Source organism: Allobosea sp. OK403, from assembly GCF_900113835.1.
Lineage (GTDB): Bacteria > Pseudomonadota > Alphaproteobacteria > Rhizobiales > Beijerinckiaceae > Allobosea.
Window position 1 is genome coordinate 298,085 of the sequence record NZ_FOQV01000003.1, and the last position, 19,296, is coordinate 317,380.

General features: G+C 65.9%; 14 protein-coding genes. 2 read left to right on the forward strand and 12 right to left on the reverse strand.

All coding sequences use genetic code 11. From position 1 onward, the window contains the following. The 7 genes from BMZ97_RS12750 to BMZ97_RS12780 all read right to left on the reverse strand — a co-directional run bounded on the left by BMZ97_RS12750 (position 1) and on the right by BMZ97_RS12780 (position 8,812). Positions 1 to 1,296 carry a M16 family metallopeptidase gene (locus BMZ97_RS12750; RefSeq protein ID WP_092169713.1) on the reverse strand — a complete coding sequence of 432 codons (1,296 nt, stop codon included), beginning with the start codon at positions 1,294 to 1,296 and terminating at the stop codon, positions 1 to 3. 56 nt (positions 1,297 to 1,352) lie between these two features. Then, positions 1,353 to 2,645: a M16 family metallopeptidase gene (locus BMZ97_RS12755; protein ID WP_092169716.1), complete on the reverse strand. Its 1,293-nt coding sequence runs from the start codon at positions 2,643 to 2,645 to the stop codon at positions 1,353 to 1,355. A 79-nt stretch (positions 2,646 to 2,724) separates the two neighbouring features. Beyond that, entirely contained in the window at positions 2,725 to 3,390 is a 666-nt protein-coding gene (locus BMZ97_RS12760; protein ID WP_092169718.1) for a hypothetical protein, read from the reverse strand. Positions 3,391 to 3,464: 74 nt separating this feature from the next. Beyond that, a complete protein-coding gene (gene lspA, locus BMZ97_RS12765; RefSeq protein WP_210188249.1) occupies positions 3,465 to 3,944 on the reverse strand; it encodes a signal peptidase II in 480 nt (159 codons plus the stop codon). Continuing rightward, positions 3,944 to 7,030, reverse strand: a complete 3,087-nt coding sequence (gene ileS, locus BMZ97_RS12770; RefSeq protein WP_092169724.1) for an isoleucine--tRNA ligase — start codon at positions 7,028 to 7,030, stop codon at positions 3,944 to 3,946. The genes lspA and ileS overlap by 1 nt, the downstream gene beginning before the upstream one ends. Positions 7,031 to 7,236: 206 nt before the next feature. Further along, a complete protein-coding gene (locus tag BMZ97_RS12775; protein ID WP_092169727.1) occupies positions 7,237 to 8,250 on the reverse strand; it encodes a bifunctional riboflavin kinase/FAD synthetase in 1,014 nt (337 codons plus the stop codon). A gap of 118 nt (positions 8,251 to 8,368) precedes the next feature. Next, a complete protein-coding gene (locus BMZ97_RS12780; RefSeq protein WP_092169729.1) occupies positions 8,369 to 8,812 on the reverse strand; it encodes a MaoC family dehydratase in 444 nt (147 codons plus the stop codon). A 285-nt stretch (positions 8,813 to 9,097) separates the two neighbouring features. On the opposite strand from BMZ97_RS12780, the gene BMZ97_RS12785 reads away from it, so the two are divergent. Further along, on the forward strand, positions 9,098 to 9,481 hold the full coding sequence (locus BMZ97_RS12785; RefSeq protein WP_092169732.1) for a response regulator: 384 nt from the start codon (positions 9,098 to 9,100) through the stop codon (positions 9,479 to 9,481). A gap of 39 nt (positions 9,482 to 9,520) precedes the next feature. Here BMZ97_RS12785 and BMZ97_RS12790 read toward each other — a convergent pair whose 3' ends face one another. The 3 genes from BMZ97_RS12790 to BMZ97_RS12800 all read right to left on the reverse strand — a co-directional run bounded on the left by BMZ97_RS12790 (position 9,521) and on the right by BMZ97_RS12800 (position 13,969). Next, the gene (locus BMZ97_RS12790) at positions 9,521 to 10,390 is read right to left on the reverse strand and encodes a TIGR01459 family HAD-type hydrolase (RefSeq protein ID WP_244546385.1); all 870 of its coding nucleotides are present in this window, start codon (positions 10,388 to 10,390) and stop codon (positions 9,521 to 9,523) included. 220 nt (positions 10,391 to 10,610) lie between these two features. After that, positions 10,611 to 12,068 (reverse strand): EAL domain-containing protein, encoded by a 1,458-nt coding sequence (locus BMZ97_RS12795; RefSeq protein ID WP_139221211.1) that lies wholly within the window; start codon positions 12,066 to 12,068, stop codon positions 10,611 to 10,613. 152 nt (positions 12,069 to 12,220) lie between these two features. After that, entirely contained in the window at positions 12,221 to 13,969 is a 1,749-nt protein-coding gene (locus tag BMZ97_RS12800) for a tetratricopeptide repeat protein (RefSeq protein WP_139221212.1), read from the reverse strand. 233 nt (positions 13,970 to 14,202) lie between these two features. On the opposite strand from BMZ97_RS12800, the gene BMZ97_RS12805 reads away from it, so the two are divergent. Next, positions 14,203 to 15,543, forward strand: coding sequence for an omega-aminotransferase AptA (locus tag BMZ97_RS12805; protein ID WP_244546386.1), 1,341 nt, complete (start codon positions 14,203 to 14,205; stop codon positions 15,541 to 15,543). A gap of 268 nt (positions 15,544 to 15,811) precedes the next feature. Here BMZ97_RS12805 and BMZ97_RS12810 read toward each other — a convergent pair whose 3' ends face one another. Further along, positions 15,812 to 18,010 carry an FAD-dependent oxidoreductase gene (locus BMZ97_RS12810; protein ID WP_092169740.1) on the reverse strand — a complete coding sequence of 733 codons (2,199 nt, stop codon included), beginning with the start codon at positions 18,008 to 18,010 and terminating at the stop codon, positions 15,812 to 15,814. A 21-nt stretch (positions 18,011 to 18,031) separates the two neighbouring features. Next, entirely contained in the window at positions 18,032 to 19,240 is a 1,209-nt protein-coding gene (locus BMZ97_RS12815; protein ID WP_092169743.1) for an acetyl-CoA C-acetyltransferase, read from the reverse strand. Positions 19,241 to 19,296 lie beyond the last annotated feature (56 nt).

Below are 19,296 nucleotides of genomic sequence, written 5' to 3' on the forward strand. Positions count from 1 at the left end.
TCAGACGAGGCCGACCGGCCGGCCGACGGCCTGCACCAGCAAGCGCGGATCGCCGAACAGACGCTTGGCCACGCGGCCGATATCGGCGAGCGTGACCTCGGCGAAGAGCCGGTTGCGCTCGCTCAGGAACTCCGGCTCGAACCCGTTGACGGCGAGGCTGAGCAGTTCGGCGGCGATCTTGGGCGAGGTGTCGAAGCGTAGCGGATAGGAGCCGATGATGTAGCGCTTGGCCTCCTCGACCTCATGCTCGCTGGGCCCCTCATTAGCGAGCTTGGCCATCTCCTCGCGGATGACGGCAAGCGATTCCGCCGCGCGGTCGTTGCGCGTCGCGGTGCCGCCGACCAGCATGGCGCTCTCGCGCAGGGGCAGCAGGCTGGAGGAGACGCCATAGGCGAGGCCGCGCTTCTCGCGCACCTCGAGGAAGAGGCGGGAGGTGAAGGCCGAGCCGCCGAGGATATGGTTCAGCACGCTGCCCGCGATGAAATCGGGATCGTTGCGCATCAATCCCGGCCCGACGAAGCGCAGCACGGTCTGGGGCACGTCGAGATCGATGACATGGGTCTGGCCCAGCCCCTGGATCGGCAATGGCGCGCCCGGCAGAGCGCGCGGCTTGCCTTCCGGCAAGGCGCCGAAGATCTGGTCGAGACGCTGCGCCAGTTCGTCGGCGGTGATGTCACCGACCACGACGATCTTGAGGCCGCCGCGGCTGAGCAGATCACGGGTGAGCGTCTTCAGCCCTGCCGCCTCGAGTTTTGAGACGCTGTCGATATCGCCCTTCTCGGGCCGGCCATAGGGGTGGCCGGGATAGGCCGCCGCATAAAGCGCGTTGCGGCAGAGCGTTTCGGGGTTCTGCGCCTGGCGCTGCAGTCCGGCGACGATCTGCGACTTCACCCGCGTGACCGCGTCGACGTCGAAACGCGGCGCATTGAGCGCCAGCGCCAGCAATTCGAAAGCGGTATCGCGATGGCGCGACAGGGTCTGGAGCTGGCCGTGGAAATCGTCGCGGCGCGCATCGAAGCCGAGGCTGATGGCGTGGTCGGCCATCTTGCCCTGGAAGGCCTCGGCATCGAGATCGCCGGCACCTTCGTCGAGCAGGCCGGAGATCATATAGGCGCTGCCGGCCCCGTTCTCGGGGTCGCGCGTCGCGCCGCCATCGAAGGCGAAGTCGATCGCGATCAGGGGCAGGCTATGCTCCTCGACCAGCCAGGCCTCGACACCGGCGGCGGAGCGCACCTTCTGGACGGCGACGGAGGGGCCAGCGGTCGCGGAATGGGCAACGGGGATGGGCGCGTTCATGTCGCTTCCTGAAAACGGGACCTGACGCCCCGCCCGGTTGAAAGGAGGGCAGACGGTCAGGCGACCGGCAGCAAAAGGCCAGTGACCGAGCGGTCAGGCCGGAGATAACGACGCGCTGCCTCGACGACCGCCTCGCGCGGCACCGCCTCGATGCGCTCAGGCCAGGTCAACACATCCTCGACGGTCTCACCAACGGCAAGCGAGGCCCCGAAGATGCGGGCAAGCGAAGACTGGCTGTCACGGGCAAAGATCGTCTCGGCAACGAGCCGGGTGCGGGCGCGCGTCAGTTCGACCTCGCTGGGCCCCTCCGCCAGGAAGGTCGCGAGTGCGGCATCGAGGCCAGCTTCAAGCACGGCCATCTCCACGCCCGGGCGCGGGCTGGTCGAGACCTGGAAAGCCGAGCGATCGACCATCGAGCCCATGAAATAGGCGCTGGCTCCGGCGGCGAGCTCCTGCTCGACGCAGAGGCTGCGATAAAGTCGCGATGTCGTGCCGCCACCCAGGATTTCTGCAGCGAGCTCCAGTGCGAAGACCTCGGTCCGATCGCCGCTGAGATAGGTCGGCGTCAGCCAGCCCCGGCGCAGCGAGGGTTGGTGCACGCGCGGATCGCTCAGCGTGACGCGCCGCGCCGCACGCGGATCGGGCTCGGCTGGACGCTTGCGGGAAGGCGCCTTGCCGCGCGCGGCGATCTGGCCATAGGTCGCCTCGGCGAGCTCGCGCACCTCCTTCGCCTCGACATCGCCGGCAACGACCAGGATCGCGTTCTCGGGCGTGTAGAAGCGCTGGTAATAGGCGAAGGCGTCGTCGCGGTTCAGCTCCTCGATCTCGTGCTCCCAGCCGATGATCGGCGTGCCATAGGGATGATGCACGAACAGCGCCGCGGAGAACTCCTCGCTGAGCTGGGCCGCCGGATCGGAATCGACGCGCATGCGGCGCTCTTCGAGCACAACGTCGCGCTCGGGCCCGACGACGCTCTCGTCGAAGGCGAGCCCGGTCATCCGGTCGGCCTCGTAATCCATCATGGCGCGCAGGTGCTGCTTCGGCACGCGCTGGAAATAGGCGGTGTAGTCGTAGGAGGTGAAGGCGTTCTCCTGCCCGCCGAAGCCGGCGACGATCTTGGAGAATTCGCCGGCCGGCCAGCGGGCCGTGCCCTTGAACATCAGATGTTCGAGGAAATGGGCGATGCCGGACTTGCCCGCCGGATCATCGGCCGAGCCGTTGCGGTACCAGACCATATGAGTGACGACCGGAGCGCGATGGTCGGGCACCACCACGACCTCCAGGCCGTTGCCGAGCCGAAACGACTCGACAGGCGCGCTCATGCGGGTCGGCTGGATATGGATCGTCATCGCGGGACCGTGGGTTGGCGGCGGAGCATCAACCCCATATAGGCCGCCATCCCCGAGAGAACCAGACGCGACGCCCGTCTCAGTTGAGCGCCGGCAGGGTCGGCATGGGCGTACCCTGAACGAATTCTTTCTGCCCCACGGCTTGCGTGTCCTCGCGCGGGCCATTCCGGCCAGGTCCGACCGGCGCCGTCCCGGCCGGGCGACGATAGCCGACCGGCGGCTCGTAGAGATATTTCCGCTCCGGCTCGCTGCCATAGGTCAGGCTCGCCAGATCCTCGGCGTTCTTGCCCGCGGCAATGTCGCGGCCTGTCCGGATCGGGGCGATGTTTTCCTCATAGGTCTTCGACTGCTGCGGCTGGAACGGCCGGCTGTCGCGGCCCGCGACACGGCCCTTTTGCAGCTCTTCCTGGCTCAGCAGCGGGCGCTGATTGTCCTTGTACTTCTCGCGTTCGGTCGCGGGCACCAACGCGCGCGCATCCTCGGCGCGACGCCGGGCAATATCGGGATCGTTCGGCCAGGCCGCATTGCGCGCGTTCGCCGGCTCCTGCGGTCGCGGCAGGGTCGAACCGGGAGGCACCACGAGCGGCGGCCGCTGCCGGTATTCGATGTCGTTATTGGCCTTGCCGCCGATGACGCCCTCCATCAGATTCTTGAAGAGCATGCCCTCCTGCGCGAAGGCGGGCGAGGCCGCAAGCAGCAGCCCACCGGCCAGAAGCCAATGCGTCACGCGGATGCGATGAGCCATCTCAAACCTCCCTCGGGATTTTTTCATCCCCACTTCAACCTCAGGCGCGCGGCAAAACGATGGCGAAGCGCGCATCATGCCGGCTTATCCGGGCTGGAACGGAAGGACTCATATAGCAGAGCGGCCACGCCGACAACGATCGCCGCATCGGCGATATTGAAGATGTACCAGCTGAAGCTGCCGTGATGCAGGTGAACGAAGTCGACGACGGCGCCATAGACCGCGCGATCGACGCCATTGCCCAGCGCTCCGCCGACGATCAGCGCCAGGCTGACGACGGTCAATCGCCGCGTCTCGCGCCACATCCAGCGCCCGAGCCAGATCGCGGCAACGAACGAGATCACGACCAGGAGCCAGCGGCCGAGATCGCCATCCTGCTGGAACAGGCCGTAGGAGATGCCGCGATTCCAGGCGAGCACGATCTCCATGAAGGGCGCGACCTCGAAGGGACCGGTCTCGGCCAGCCGAATGCCGAAGAGCAGCCAGAGCTTGAGCGCCTGATCAAGCCCGAAGACCAGAGCGACGATGAAGACGCCGAGGCGGCGCGCCGGCATCATCGCGCGTGCTGCCCAAGCTCGCGCAAGGCCTTGGCGTCGCGCGGCGTCACCTCCGGATAGGCCGGATCGGCCAGCGCGGGATCAAAATACTTCCAGGAGCGGGCGCATTTGACGCCCGGCGCCCGCACGGAGACGACCGCGACGCCCGGCACATCGGCCAGGCGGAAGGCATCGTCCGGCCCCTCGCCTGCGCTGATCGCGATGCCCGAGGTGATGCTGATCTCGGCGAGATCGACGCCTGAGAGCGCGGCTCTGAGATCGGGATCGTCGATATAGACCTTGGGCGCGGCCTCGAGCGAGGAGCCGATGCGCTTGCCCGCCCGCTCCAGCTCCAGCGCGCCGGTGACGACGCGGCGGACGCGGCGGATCTTGCTCCAGCGCTCGGCGAGCTCGGGATCGAGCCAGCCTTCGGGGGCTTGCGCGAAGAGTTCGAGATGCACCGAGCCGTCCATCGCCTTCTGCTCGGGATAGCGCTCCAGCCAGGCCTCTTCCGTGGTGAAAACCAGGATCGGCGCGAGCCAGGTGGCCAGGCAACGGAAGAGATGATCGACGACCGTCAATGCGCTCTTGCGGACATGGCTCGACAAGGGATCGCAATAGAGCGCGTCCTTGCGGATGTCGAAATAGAAGGCCGAAAGCTCGGTGTTCATGAACTGCGAGAGCAGGTTCACCACCTTCTTGTAGTCGTAGGTGCGGTAGGCCTCCTCGACCTGCGGCCCAAGCTCGGCGAGCCGATGCAGCATCAATCGCTCCAGCTCCGGCATGGTCTGCGGCTCGTTGACCCGGATATCCTCGCTGAAATGGGCGAGCGTCCCGAGCATCCAGCGCGTGGTGTTGCGCAGCTTGCGATAGGTCTCGACGAAGGTCTTGAGGATCTCCTTGCCGATGCGCAGATCATCGGAATAATCGGCCGCCGCGACCCAGAGGCGCAGGATGTCGGCGCCGGAATCCTTGATGATGTCCTGCGGGGCGGTGACGTTGCCCTTCGATTTCGACATCTTCTCGCCCTTCTCATCGAGACAGAAGCCGTGGGTCAGGACGATGTCGAAGGGCGCCCGGCCGCGCGTGCCGCAGCTTTCGAGCAGGCTCGAATGGAACCAGCCGCGATGCTGGTCGGAGCCTTCGAGATACATCACCCGGTCATTGCCGCCATCGCCGCGCCGGCGGGCGCGCAGATCCGGGCGCTTCTCCAGCGTGAAGGCGTGGGTCGAGCCTGAATCGAACCAGACGTCGAGCACGTCGGTAACGCGCTCGTAAGCAGCCGGGTCGTAGCCGAAGGGCTTCAGGAAGCGTGCGCCATCCAGGTCGGTAAACCAGGCGTCGGCGCCTTCCAGCTCGAAGGCGTCCGCAATCGCGGCATTGACCTTGGCATCGACCAGGATTGCGCCCGTCTCCTTCTCGACGAAGACGGTGATCGGAACGCCCCAGGCGCGCTGGCGCGAGACCACCCAGTCGGGGCGGTTGGCGATCATGCCGTTGATGCGGTTCTCGCCGGCGGCGGGCACCCACTGCGTCTCCTTGATCGCCCGCAGCGCGCGGTTTCGAAGCGTGTCGGCATTGCCGCCCACTGACGCCATGAGATCGAGCGACGCGGGCTCGTTTGCGGCCACGGCGCCCGCATCGGTCTGCTGCGGAGCCGGCGAAATCGGCTTGTCCATCGCGATGAACCATTGCGGCGTGTTGCGGAAGATCACTGGCTTCTTCGAGCGCCAGCTATGCGGATACTGGTGCTTCAACCGGCCACGCGCGACGAGATGACCGCTGGCGGCAAGGGCCTTGATCACGACCTCGTTGGCGTTGCCCTTCTCACCCTTGTCGGTGATGACTTGCGCGCCCTCGAAGCCCGGCGCGTCCTTGGTGAAGCGGCCATCGGCATCGACGGTGTAGGGGATATGCGTGTCGATTCCGCGCTCGGCCAGCATCCGGCCATTGGCCATCCAGACGTCGAAATCCTCGCGGCCATGGCCGGGCGCAGTGTGGACGAAGCCCGTGCCGGCATCGTCGGTGACATGGTCGCCATCGAGCAACGGCACATCGAAATCATAGCCCTGACCGCGGAGGGGATGGGCTGCAGTGAGGCCAACGAATGCGGCGGCCGGCAAGTCCGCGACCAGTTCGAAGGCCTCAACCTTGGCGGCTTTGAACACGCTTTCGGCGAGGTTCTTGGCGAGGATATAGGTCGCGCCGACCTTGGCCCAGTTATGCTCAGGCGCGGCGGTGACGCGGTAAAGCCCATAGGCGATCTTGTTGTGGAATGAGATCGCCCGGTTGCCAGGCATCGTCCAGGGCGTGGTCGTCCAGATGACGAACGACGCGCCTTCGAGAGTGACAGTCTCGGGGGGGGTGATCGCAGGTGTGTTGTCATAGGTGATGGGCAGAACGTATCCCGAAGCCAGCACCGGAAACGCCACGAATACCGTGTCGCTGACATGCTCCTCATACTCGACCTCGGCCTCGGCCAGCGCGGTCTTCTCGACCACGGACCACATCACCGGCTTGGAGCCGCGATAGAGCTGCGCCGTCTCGGCGAACTTCATGATCTCGCGGGCGATCTGCGCCTCGGCGGGATAGGCCATGGTGAGATAAGGATCAGCCCAATCGCCCTCGACGCCGAGCCGCTTGAACTCCTCGCGCTGGATGTCGACCCATTTCTCGGCGAAGGCGCGGCATTCCTTGCGGAATTCGACGACCGGCACATCGTCCTTGTTGAGGCCCTTGGCGCGGTATTGCTCCTCGATCTTCCATTCGATCGGCAGGCCGTGGCAGTCCCAGCCCGGCACATAGTTCGAATCGAAGCCGAGCATCTGCTGCGAGCGCGCGACGAGATCCTTCAGCACCTTGTTGAGCACATGGCCGATATGGATGTTGCCATTGGCGTAGGGCGGGCCGTCATGCAGCACGAAGCGGTCGCGCCCCTTCGCGGTGGCGCGCAGCTTCTTGTAGAGGTTGATCCTGGCCCAGCGGGCGAGCAGTTCCGGCTCGCGCTGCGGCAACCCCGCGCGCATCGGGAACTCGGTCTGGGGCAGGAACAGCGTCTGGGAATAGTCGACGGCTTCGGTCTTGTCGGCGGCTTTGTCGGTCATCTCGGGTCCGGCTCGGGCAATGCGGACAAGCGGGCCATTCGAGGCTGGCGCGGCGCTGGTCCATCGTGAAACTGGGAAGCGATGGTCACCCCGGCTTGCGCAAGCGCCCGCGCGTCAGCGCAGGGCGGCAGCCGGGCCCGTAATTCGCCGGAGGTCTATGAACGTGGCGCGATCAGCAAGCATCTGCGGCTTCTAGCAAACGCGGTCTACGGAAGGAAGGGCGGCGTTTTCGCCAAGATGTCGCGCGCTCCCACGCTATCGGCGTCCATCTGCACGATCAGCGCCTCGAGCGTGTCGAACTTCGCCTCGCCGCGCAGCCAGGAGACGAGCGCGACATCGACCTGCTTGCCATAAAGGTCGCCGGAGAAATCGAAAACGAAGGTCTCCAATCGCGGCGCACCGTCATCGAAGGTCGGGCGGCTGCCGAAGCTGGCGACGCCGTCATGCCAGACGTCGTCGATCTTCATCCTGACCGCATAGATGCCGTAGCGCAGCTTGCAATCGCGGGCGAGGTGCATGTTGGCCGTCGGGTAGCCGAGATCGCGGCCGCGCTTGTCGCCATGAGCGACAACGCCACGCACGAACCAGGGCCGGCCCAGGAAATCCGCCGCGCGGGCGACATCGCCGGCCTCGAGCGCGATACGGATCAATGTCGAGGAGACCGGCTCGCCAGCCCAGGCATAGGGCGGCACGACTGCGACGGGCACGCCCCGCACGCCTGCGCGAGCCTGCAGCATTTCTGGCGAGCCGGCGCGGCCCTGGCCGAAATGGAAGTCGTAGCCGCAGACGAGCCCGGCCGCTCCCAGCTTGCCGAGCAGCAGGTCATCGACGAAGGCCTCGGCGCTGATCGCCGCAACGCCGCGGTCGAAAGGCAGGACGAAGGTCAATGGCAGGCCGGCCTGGCCAAGCAGCTCCAGCTTCACCGCTGGCGGCGTCAAACGGAACACCGGCTGGTCGGGGCGGAAGACGCTGCGCGGATGCGGCTCGAAGGTCAGTGCGGCGGCTTTCGCGCCATGCTCGGCTGCCATCGCGACCGCGACACGGGCAAGCTCGACATGGCCGCGATGGACCCCATCGAAGTTACCGAGCGCCAGGACGGCGCCGCGCAAGGCTTCGGGAACCGGTTTCTCGATGTCGAGAACAAAGGCGGCATGCGCTTGGAAAGGCCGCGCTTCGAAAGGCTGCGCGTCGGCAGGCGGCGCATCGGCGGGAAAGGTCATCGATCGCAAGCGTCCGGGCGCCCGAGGAGCCCGGGCCGGAGCAGTGTTTGGCCTCAAGGCCGCAGGGGCGTCAAGGCCGAGCCTTTATCTCACACAGGCCTTGTATCTCACAATTGCCTCAGACCTTCGACCGCGCAGGCGGCAGCGCGACCCAGGCCTCGCCTTCCAGCACGGCCTTGCCGTCGACCAGGCATTCACAGAACAGCCGCGCCCGCCTACGCTCGACCACCAGCTCCACCACCTCGACGCGGGCGGTGACGACATCGCCGATCTTGACCGGCGCAAGGAAGGTCAGCGTCTGCGAGAGATAGACCGCGCCCGGCCCCGGCAGGCGCGTGCCGAGCAGCGCCGAGACGAGGCTCGCGGTCAGCATACCATGGGCGATGCGCTGGCCGAACTTGGTGCTGGCGGCATAGCGGTCGCAAAGGTGGATCGGGTTCGCATCGCCCGAGAGTTCGGCGAAAAGCGAGATGTCGCGCTCCATCACGGTGCGCATCAGGCTTTCGTTCTGCCCGATCGACAGATCCTCGAAGGCATGGACCTGATAAAGAGAGCTGGTCATCGTCCTGGTCGTCCCGGTGCTCCAGACCAGCACCTCGGCGCGGCCCGGCCTCTATCTCGCATCTGCGAAAGCCTGTCACAGCCACCCGGTTTCGACCATTGAACTTTGGTGATCACCGGCCATTGCGGCCGGCAGAGCGGAAAATGCCGCAAGGTCACTTCGGCATTGGATTAACCGCTTTGAAACGCCGCAGGCCTAAGACAGTTGATCCATGGCCGCCCGTCAGACACGGCACGCGGCCTGGGTATCGCCCCGCCCTGCGAATTTGATGCTTGGAGCACCATAATGGCTCTCGACCCCTCCATGCCGATCCTGGTGGTCGATGATTATCAGACCATGGTCCGAATCATCCGCAATCTCCTGAAGCAGCTCGGCTTCGAGAATGTCGATGACGCGTCCGACGGCTCCGCGGCAATCGCCAAGATGCGCGACAAGAAATACGGGCTGGTGATCTCGGACTGGAACATGGAGCCGATGACCGGCTTCGAATTGCTGCGCCGCGTGCGCGAGGAAGATGCGCTGTCGCAGACGCCATTCATCATCGTGACCGCCGAATCCAAGACCGAAAACGTCATCGCCGCCAAGAAGGCCGGCGTGAACAACTACATCGTCAAGCCGTTCAACGCTCAGACGCTGAAGACCAAGATCGAATCGGTCTGCGCCGCCTGAGCGCGCTCCTCAGGATGAGGGCCGCATAGAGGCGCCCTCTCACCACACCAGATGCGGCAATGCGTAGTCCGGCCGGTGGCTCTGCTCGGCGAACCAATCATGCCTGTGCTCCCAGGACGCCTCGAGCAGGTCCTGCGCATGGATCCCGGCCAGCACCATGACGCTCGTCGCGCCAAAGCCGTTGGCTCCGGCGATGTCGGTGCGGATCGCGTCGCCGATGCCGCAGATGCGCGATCGCTCTACGGCTGCGCCACGTTCCCGCTCCATGATCGCGACCGCCATCTCGTAGATCGGCTGGTGCGGTTTGCCGGCATAGATGACCTTGCCGCCGACCTCTTCATAGGCGAGCGCGATCGAGCCCGCGCAAGGCACGATGCGCCCTCCCCGATCGACCACCAGATCGGGATTGGCGCAGATCATGGTGAGTTCGCGCCGGGCGAAGTCGGCCAGCATGCCGGCATAGCTACCGGCCGTCTCGGTCTCGTCATCGAACAGGCCGGTGCAGAGCACGTAATTCGCCTCCGCCGGCCCGACGCGCGGAGCATCCAGCCCGGCGACCAGCGGCAGGTCGCGGTCGGGGCCGAGCATGAAGACAGGCTCACCGGCGCGCTCCTGGATCAAGGCGCGGCAGACATCGCCGGAGGTCACGATCGCGTCCCAGGCGTCCTTCGGCACATTGAACCCGGCGAGCTGGCGCTCGATCTCGGCGCGCGGGCGCGGCGCGTTGGTGACAAGGACGACAAACACCCCGCGCTGCCGGGCAGCGACCAACGCCTCGACGGCGCCGCGATGCGCCACGACGCCGTTATGGACCACGCCCCAGACATCGCAGAGGCAGAGATCGAAGCGGTCGGCGATCTCGGAAAAGCCGGTCAGGGCTGTGGTGGCTTTGCTCTTCGATGGCGGCAAGTTTTGGTCAGTCGAGTCTTGGTCACTCAAGTCGTGGTCACTCCGGATGGCGTCGGCAGGTTCTATCGCCTGAAAAAGATTCTACCGCCTGAAGGAAAAGCATGATGCCGGAAAATGACAACCGCTTCTCGGCACCGAGCTCTCATGCATGCATCGATGAGACTTGCATCAATAAGATTTGCACCGACGAGGCTCGCAGGGCCAGGGCCGATGCCGACGATCACGCGCTGGCGCGGCGCAGCACGGAACGGAACGACTGACGCTCGGGCTTGGCCTCGTCCTGCGCCGGGCTCACGGGCAGCAGCGGATAGCCAAGAACCTCGGCGGTGGGGCGCGGCAGTGCGGTTTCGCTTGCTGTGGCAGGCGGCGCGGCCTCCGGCTCGGCGAAGACCTCTGGCTTCACCGGGCGTGGCGGCGAGAAGATCAGGCCCTGCGCATAGGTGATGCCGAGCTCGATCATGTCCGCGACGGTCGGGTTGTCGGCGATCTCGTCCGCGACCAGCGCGATTGAGGCCCGCGCCATCATCGACGCCAAATCGCCAGCCGCGATGTCGAGCGACCCCTCACCGGCCATCTCGGCCTGGAACAGCGTCGCGGGCGCCTTGACGAAGCGAATGCCGCGATCGAACAGCGCAATGGGATCGAGCCGCAGATCAGCGACCTGATCGAGCGCGAAACGCACGCCATTGGCCGACATCGCGCCGAGCAATCCCAGGCTCGTCGGGTCCAGCGCGCGGAAGACGCGCTGCGGCATCTCCACCACGAGATGGCCATTGTGCTCGCGATATTTGTCGAGAATCCGCGCCAGCGTCGCCAGCGCCTTGGAGGAGCTCCAGGTCGCCTCGCTGAAATTGCAGGAGACGAAGAGCCCGCCCTGCTTCGTGCCGAGATGGCGCGCAATCGCCAGAGCGCGCGTCAGCACCAGCGCATCGAGCGTCGGGCCGAAGCCGCGCTGCTCGACAATCGACAGGAAATCCTCGGGCAGGAGCAGCGTGTTCTCGTCGACCCGCAGGCGCACCAGCGCCTCGTAGCCGCGTGTGCGCCGCTGCGGCAATTGCACGATCGGCTGCAGATGCACCTCGACCTTGCCCTCGGACAAGGCCGTGCTGATCACTGCAGCGCGCTTGTCGGCGGCGCGACGTTCGGCGGCGCGCTCGGCCTCCTCGCGTTCGGCCGCGATCGCGTCGAGCCGCGCCTGGCGCGCGGCCTCCGGATCGATCACCGGAACCGGCGCCGGCTTGGCGGGCGGCTGCGCCTGCCGCGCTTGCGCCACGGTCAATTGGGCGTCGTGATCGGCAAGCGTGGTCGCGACCTGATGGATGAGATCGCCGAGCAGGCCGACCTCGGCCGTCAGTTCGTTGATCGCGGCGCGCGCCGGCGCTGCGTCGGCCTCGCGCATCGGCATCTGCTCGACGCGCTGCGACAGGTTGTCCAGCCTGATCGCATTTGTCGCGAGCCTGACCTTGACCTCGCCGAGGCCGGCGAAGATCTGCTCCCGCTGGGCCAGCAGGCGGCGCTCATAGAGCCGGGCCGTGCCGATCAACCCGCTACCGCAGAGCAGGAGTCCCGCGGCTGCGCCCAATCCGCCCGGCAGCAGCAAGGTCGTGATCGCGCCGGCCGAAACGCCTGTGACGGCTGCGGCGAGAGGGTGCAATGCGTTCAGGCGGGCAGGGGCCAAGGCAGCATTCGCGCGTTGGGTTGATCGGGACGAATCGGCGAATCACGGGTGTTCCGCAACCTTAACCATAGGTCGGGCGGCTTGCGAGCGCCTGATCGAGGCGTTGCGGCTGTAAATGCAGGAAAAACAGTGGATCGCGCGGCGAGGACAGATCAGGGCCGCTTGATCAGGTCCAGGATCGTCGGCCCCAGATCGCTCATGATCCGCTCTATAACCGGAGGGCCGAAACCCCGGCGCTCGAGGAAGAGGCGCGGATCGACGCGAAACAACGGGGACGCCTCGGCGAGGCCGGACACCGCGGCTGCGAATCCGGCCTGGTCGCCGGTCCCGGCATAATGCAGCGCGCGTCCAAGCAGGCTCAGCGGCCCCTCATTTGCCAGGAGCCGGGCAGCATGGCTTTCGGCTTGCTTGTTGGCGCCGGTCAGCCGCGCGCCCAGAAAGGCGTAGAAATCATACCAGGGCGGCCGGCCGCTGCTGAGCGAGACCGCCCGTTCCAGCAGGGGCAGGCCTTCGGCCGGGCGGTCGAGCTGGATGAAACGCGCCCCGAGATCAGCCATGATGTCGGGATCATAAGGGTTGCGCGTCAAAGCCTCGCGGCCAGCAGCCAGCGCCTCGTCGGGCTGCCCGCGCGCGAAGAGCACGTCCATCATCGCCTGCAGGGCGCGGGCGCTGGACGGCGCCAGGCGAACTGCGTTCAGCGCCGCGCTCAGCGCCCGGTCGAGCGGCGGGCCGGACTGCAGATTCAGGCCGGCGGTGTATTCGTCCAGGGTCAGGAAAGCGAGTTGCGACCAGGCCGCGTGGAAGTTCGGATCCTTCTCGAGCACCCCCTCCAGGCAAGTGCGTGCCGCCAGATGGTCCTCGGCCTTCATCGTCAGACGGAAATCGAGCGCCTGAAAGATGCAGCGCATCGCCGGCGATATGACCGAGGACTGCCTGAAATCGGCATGGATGATGCCGAACGGCTCGGCCAGGCGGATCGCCAGGCGCCGGGCGATGTCCGGCAATTCGGGATCCTCTGCATTGAACCGGAACTTCCTGTTGCTGGCGCCGATCCAGACGATGCGCCCATCCTTGACCGCGCGCAGTCTCGCCGCGCTCTCGGTGACATCGCCGAAACGCGTCGCGCTTAGCTCGAAGACGTAGTCGGCATCGACCGTCGTCGCACGCGGGTCGAGCGGGGCCTTCACGGTGACGAGATCGTCGAAACCGGCGATCGCGTCGGCCAGAAGCGTCACGAACCGGCGCGCGATCTCGTTCGCCATAGGGTCCGGCGGCAACTCGCCGATCACGATCGCCAGGACGGGCAGATGCACAGCAGCGGTGGACGTCGTCGGCTTCATCACCCGCTCGACCGGAACGCTCTGCTGCAAAACGCTTGGCTGCAAGATGCGCGCGCCGGGCACCGGGGCGTCGTCGTCCCGGATACGATACCAAGAGGCCAGCGACGCCAATCCGAGCAGGAGCGCCAGGCCGGCACCCAGCAGCCAGCGGCGCGAGACGGCGGCATCGGGACGCCGTGGCGCCTCCTCCTGCGCCACGGCGTCGCCCGCAGTCGCGGTCGCGGGCTCGGCTTCGACCCCGGCACGCTCATCGACCTCGAATGCCGGCACATAGGCACCGACCGGGATCGCGATGCGGACCGGGTCGTCGGCACCCTCGCCGAGATAATATTGCCCGAGCGCCTTACGCAGGCGGCCCGCCTCGACACGGACGATCGGGTCCGATTGCGGATCGAAATCGGGCGGGCGGCCGAAGGCCTCCACCGCCACGGTGTACCCCTTCAACTCGGCGCTGCGCCCGTCGAGCGCGCGATCGACGATGAAGGCCAGAAAGGCGGAAAGCTGCGGCGCACCGCGGAACAGGTCCGAAGCCAGGACGCGATCGAGCCCCGCGCGAATCACTGCGGCTCTCTGCTCGTCCAGCCTGACGCCGGCTTGACCGCTTGAGACCATCGGGGTCTGGCCCAGTTTGTCGCTCCCCTCATTCAGACTAGCTTAGACACGACGTAACGTCACCCAGCAAAGAATGACGGGTCGACTCTCGTGGCGTGCAGGGATGCCCCGATGCGACGGCGATTTACACCCCGGATCGTACTGTTAGGTTGAGAGACGCTTAACCCAACAAGGACGCCTTGATGACATCCGCCACGCAGCCGCTAGGCACGCCGAACAATCTCGAAGCCTTCTGGATGCCGTTCACGGCCAACCGCTCGTTCAAGCAAAATCCGCGCATGATCGCGCGCGCCGAGGGGATGTTTTATTACACGCCGGAAGGCAAGCCGGTGATGGACGGAACAGCAGGGCTGTGGTGCTGCAATGCCGGCCACGCCCGCAAGCCGATCATCCAGGCTATCCAGGCCCAGGCCGAGGAGCTCGATTACGCACCTTCCTTTCAGTTCGGCCACCCCAAGGTCTTCGCGGCGGCCGCCCGCATTGCCTCTCTGGCACCAGGTGATCTCGACCATGTCTTCTTCGCCGGCTCCGGTTCGGAGGCTGCGGACACCGCGCTGAAGATCGCGCTCGCCTATTGGAACGTCACCGGAAAGGGCTCGAAGACCCGGTTGATCGGCCGCGAGCGCGGCTATCACGGCGTCGGCTTCGGCGGCATTTCGGTCGGCGGCATGGTCAACAACCGCAAATTCTTCGGCAGCCTACTCGCCGGCACGGACCATTTGCCGCATACCTATGACCGCGAGAAGCAGGCCTTCAGCAAGGGCGAGCCGGATTACGGCGCGCATTTCGCCGATGATCTCGATCGCATCGTCGCGCTGCATGACGGCTCGACCATCGCCGCCGTGATCGTCGAGCCGATGGCCGGTTCGACCGGCGGGCTGCCGGCTCCGAAAGGCTATCTCAAGCGCTTGCGCGAACTCTGCGACAAGCATGGCATCCTCTTGATCTTCGACGAGGTCATCACCGGCTTCGGCCGCCTCGGTTATGCCTTTGCCGCCGAGCGTTACGGCGTCATTCCCGACATGATCACCTTCGCCAAGGGCGTGACCTCGGGGACCGTGCCGATGGGCGGCGTGATCGTGCGCAAGCACATCTACGATGCCTTCATGAACGGCCCCGACAACGCCATCGAGCTGTTCCATGGCTACACCTATTCCGGCCATCCGCTGGCGGCCGCCGCCTGCCTCGCGACGCTCGACATCTATCGCGAGGAAGGCTTGTTCGAGCGCGCCCGCGAGATGGAGCCGGCCTGGGCCGACGCCATCATGAGCCTTAGGTCTGAGCCCAACGTCGTCGACATCCGCACCGTCGGCATGGTCGGCGCCATTGATCTCGCGCCGCGAGCCGACGGCGTCGGCAAGCGCGCCTTCGAGGCGATGGACCGCCTCTTCCGCGAGGAAGGGCTGATGGTCCGCACCGCCGCCGACACGATCGCCTTCTCGCCGCCGCTGATCATCAGCGAAAGCCAGGTCGGGGAGCTTGTCGACAAGCTGCGCCGGGGGATCCGGGCGGTGGCAGCCTGAGCGCTTTCTTTCTCTGCACCAAGATCGGACTTGCCCGATCTTGGTGAAGTTCATGCCCATGTCGGAAACATCCGACATGGGTGGAAGAAGCTGTCGGGCGCAGTGAATGAGAAAAGGGTCGCTCGCGCGACCCTTTTCTTTTTCTGTCGAGAGGCTTCCCTGATCCGTCCCGGCTTCGCCGAGCCCCCTCGTCCCATCGAAAACCGGGTGCACCCGACTTTCCCAGGACATGTGCCCATGTCGGAACCGACATGGGTGGGGAGAAGGCTCAGGCTGCCTTCTTCGCCGTGCCGTAATAGCTCTCGCCCATCTTCGCCATGCGCTTGATCTGCTTGTTCGGCTTGAAGCGCTCGCCATGCTTCTTCGCCAGGGCCTCGCAGAGCTTCACGAAGGCCGCCGCGCCCATATTGTCGATATAGCTCAGTGTCCCGCCCGAATAGGGCGCGAAGCCGAAGCCGATGATCGAGCCGACATCGGCCTCACGCGGATCGGTGACGACACCCTCCTCATAGGTGCGTGCCGCCTCCAGAGCCTGCGTCACCAGGAGGCGGTGCTTGAGCTCCTGCATGTCGACGCTCTCCGGGTCGAGATGCGTCGCAACCAGATCCGCCAGCCCCGGCCAGAGCCGCTTCGGCCCAGCTTCTGGATAATCGTAGAAGCCCTTCTTGTTCTTGCGGCCGAGCCGGCCATGCTTCTCGACCATCTCAGTCAGCAGCTTCTCCTGCGCCGGATCGACCGCGCCCTCGCCAAGCTGCGCCTTGGTCGCCTTCAGCACCTTGTAGGCGAGATCGACCGCGACCTCGTCATTCAAAGAGAGCGGGCCGACCGGCATGCCGGCCTGCTTGCCCGCCTGCTCGATCATCGCCGGCGGCACGCCTTCCATCAGCATGAGATGGCCCTCGCGGATGTAGTTGCCGACGCAGCGATTGGCGTAGAAGCCGCGCGTGTCGTTGACCACGATCGGCGTCTTCTTGATGGCGCGGACGAAGTCGAGCGCCATGGCGAGCGCCTTCTTGCCGGTCTTCTTGGCCATGATGATCTCGACCAGCAGCATCTTTTCGACCGGCGAGAAGAAGTGGATGCCGATGAAATTCTTCGGCCGCACGCTATGTTCGGCCAGCCCCGTGATCGGCAGGGTCGAAGTATTGGAGCCGAAGATCGCCTTGAGGCCGATCTCGGCCTCGACCTTGGCGATGACCTCGGCCTTGACCTTGGGATCCTCGAACACGGCCTCGACGACCAGGTCGCAGCCCTTCAGCGCGGCATAGTCGGCGGTGGCGTGGATGCGCCCGAGCAGCGCGTCGCGGTCGGCCGTCTTGGCGCGGCCCTTCATGATCTGGTCGGAGACCAGCTTGTGCGAATAGGCCTTACCCTTGTCGGCCGCCTCCTGGTCGCGGTCGACCAGCACGACCTCAAGCCCGGCCTGCGCCGTGACATAGGCGATGCCGGCGCCCATGAAGCCGGCGCCGACGACGCCGACCTTCTTGAGCCTGCTCGGCGGCACGTCGGCGGGGCGGCGCGCTCCCTTGTTCAGCTCCTGCATCGAGACGAAGAGCGAGCGGATCATCGAGGCCGCCTCCTTCGTCCGCAGGATTTTCGCGAAATAGCGGCTCTCGACCTTCAAAGCGAGATCGATCGGGAGCTGCAGCCCCTCATAGACCGCCGAGAGGATGGCGCGGGCGGCCGGGTAATTGTCGTTGGTCTCGCGGCGATAGATCGCATTGGCCGGCGGCCAGATCTGCATGCCGGCCGGCGAATAGACCTTATTGGAGGGCAGCTTGAATTTCGGATCGTCCCAGGGCGCCTTGGCCTGCGGATTGGCCTTGAGCCACTCCTTGGCGTTGGCGACGAGCTGGTCGCGCGGCACGACGGCGTGGACGAGGCCGGTATTGCGCGCGGGCAAGGCTTTGATCTGCTCGCCCTTGAACATCATCTGCAGCGCGTCCCCGGTCTGCATCAGGCGCGAGACGCGTTGCGTGCCGCCGGCGCCGGGGAAGAGCCCGACCTTGATCTCGGGCAGGCCGACGCGGGTCGAGGCATCGTCCGAGACGACGCGATACTGGCAGGCGAGAGACAGTTCGAAGGCGCCGCCCAGGCAGATGCCATGGATCGCCGCCGCGAAGGGTTTCCCGCAGGTCTCGAGCTTGCGGTAGAGCAGAGAGAGCTTGCGGCTCTCGTCGAAGAAGCTCTGCATCGCGACCTGCTCGCCCTTCTCCTTCGCCAGCTTGACGAAGAGATCGCGCAGGCCCTGCAGTATGGTGAGGTCGGCGCCGCCGGAGAAACTCTCCTTGCCGGAGGTGATGACACAGCCCCTGATCGCCTCATCGCCTGCGACCTTGTCGATGATCTGGTCGAGCTCGCCCATCAATTCGGGCGTGATGACGTTCATCGAGCGGCCGGGCATGTCCCAGGTCGCGGTGGCGATGCCGTCGGAATCGGTTTCGAAGCGGAAATTGGTGAGGTTCATCGTTTCTCTCCCCTTCGCCGATCAGACGCGTTCGATGATGGTTGCGACGCCCATGCCGGCCGCCACGCACAAGGTCACCAGCGCGGTGTTCTTGTCGGTGCGCTCCAACTCGTCGAGCACGGTGCCGAGGATCATCGCGCCGGTTGCCCCTAACGGGTGGCCCATCGCGATCGCACCGCCATTGACGTTGAGGATGGCGTCATCGATGTCGAAGGCCTGCTGATAGCGCAGCACCACGGAGGAAAAGGCCTCGTTCAGTTCGAACAGGTCGATGTCCTTGGTCGTCATGCCGGCCTTGCGCAGCACGAGCTCGGTGACATCGACCGGGCCGGTCAGCATCAAGGCGAGGTCGGAGCCGATGGTGGCAAAGGCCTTGATGCGGGCGCGGGGCTTCAGACCCGCCGCCTTGCCGCCCTTCTTCGAGCCGACCAGCACAGCCGCCGCGCCGTCGACGATGCCCGAGGAGTTGCCGGCATGGTGGACATGGTTGATGAATTCGACATCGGGATGCGCCGCGGTGGCGACCGCATCGAACCCGCCCATCTCGCCCATCTGGACGAAGGCGGCTTTCAAGCCAGCCAGCGTCTGCATGTCGGTGTTGGGGCGGATGGTCTCGTCGCGATCGAGCAGGATCAGGCCGTTGACGTCCTTGACCGGGATCACCGAATTCTTGAAACGCCCGGCCTCCCAGGCGGCGGCGGCGCGCTTGTGCGAGCGCACCGCAAAGGCATCGACATCATCGCGCGAGAAGCCGTATTTCGTCGCGATCAGGTCGGCCGAGACGCCCTGCGGCATGAAATAGGTGTCGATCGCGACGCTGGGATCGACCGCGATGCCGAAGCCCGAGGCGCCCATGCCGACGCGCGACATGCTCTCGACGCCGCCGCCGATCGCCATCTCCTTCTGGCCCGACATCACCTGCGCGGCGGCAAGGTTCACCGCGTCCAACCCGGAGGCGCAGAAGCGGTTGATCTGCACGCCCGGCACTTCCTTGCCGTAGCCTGCCTTGAGCGCGATGGTGCGAGCGATGTCGGCGCCGGCCTCGCCGACGGGATCGACGCAGCCGAAAACGACGTCCTCGACCAGCTTGGTATCGAGGCTATTGCGCTGCTTGATCGCGCGCAGCGTCTGCGTGCCGAGCTCGATCGCAGTGACCTCGTGCAGCGAGCCGTCGGCCTTGCCCTTGCCGCGCGGCGTGCGGACGTGGTCGTAGATGAATGCATCAGCCATCAAGGGCCTCCCGGGTTCTTGTTGTTTGGGCAGTCGGCAATGGGCAGTCGGCAGTC

Coding starts and splice junctions, on each gene's coding strand:
- BMZ97_RS12815 (WP_092169743.1), bottom strand. CDS start 19,240: ATGGCTGATGCATTCATCTACGACCACGTCCGCACGCCGCGCGGCAAG.
- BMZ97_RS12760 (WP_092169718.1), bottom strand. CDS start 3,390: ATGGCTCATCGCATCCGCGTGACGCATTGGCTTCTGGCCGGTGGGCTG.
- BMZ97_RS12750 (WP_092169713.1), bottom strand. CDS start 1,296: ATGAACGCGCCCATCCCCGTTGCCCATTCCGCGACCGCTGGCCCCTCC.
- BMZ97_RS12805 (WP_244546386.1), top strand. CDS start 14,203: ATGACATCCGCCACGCAGCCGCTAGGCACGCCGAACAATCTCGAAGCC.
- ileS (WP_092169724.1), bottom strand. CDS start 7,030: ATGACCGACAAAGCCGCCGACAAGACCGAAGCCGTCGACTATTCCCAG.
- BMZ97_RS12810 (WP_092169740.1), bottom strand. CDS start 18,010: ATGAACCTCACCAATTTCCGCTTCGAAACCGATTCCGACGGCATCGCC.
- BMZ97_RS12780 (WP_092169729.1), bottom strand. CDS start 8,812: ATGACCAGCTCTCTTTATCAGGTCCATGCCTTCGAGGATCTGTCGATC.
- lspA (WP_210188249.1), bottom strand. CDS start 3,944: ATGCCGGCGCGCCGCCTCGGCGTCTTCATCGTCGCTCTGGTCTTCGGG.
- BMZ97_RS12785 (WP_092169732.1), top strand. CDS start 9,098: ATGGCTCTCGACCCCTCCATGCCGATCCTGGTGGTCGATGATTATCAG.
- BMZ97_RS12775 (WP_092169727.1), bottom strand. CDS start 8,250: ATGACCTTTCCCGCCGATGCGCCGCCTGCCGACGCGCAGCCTTTCGAA.
- BMZ97_RS12755 (WP_092169716.1), bottom strand. CDS start 2,645: ATGACGATCCATATCCAGCCGACCCGCATGAGCGCGCCTGTCGAGTCG.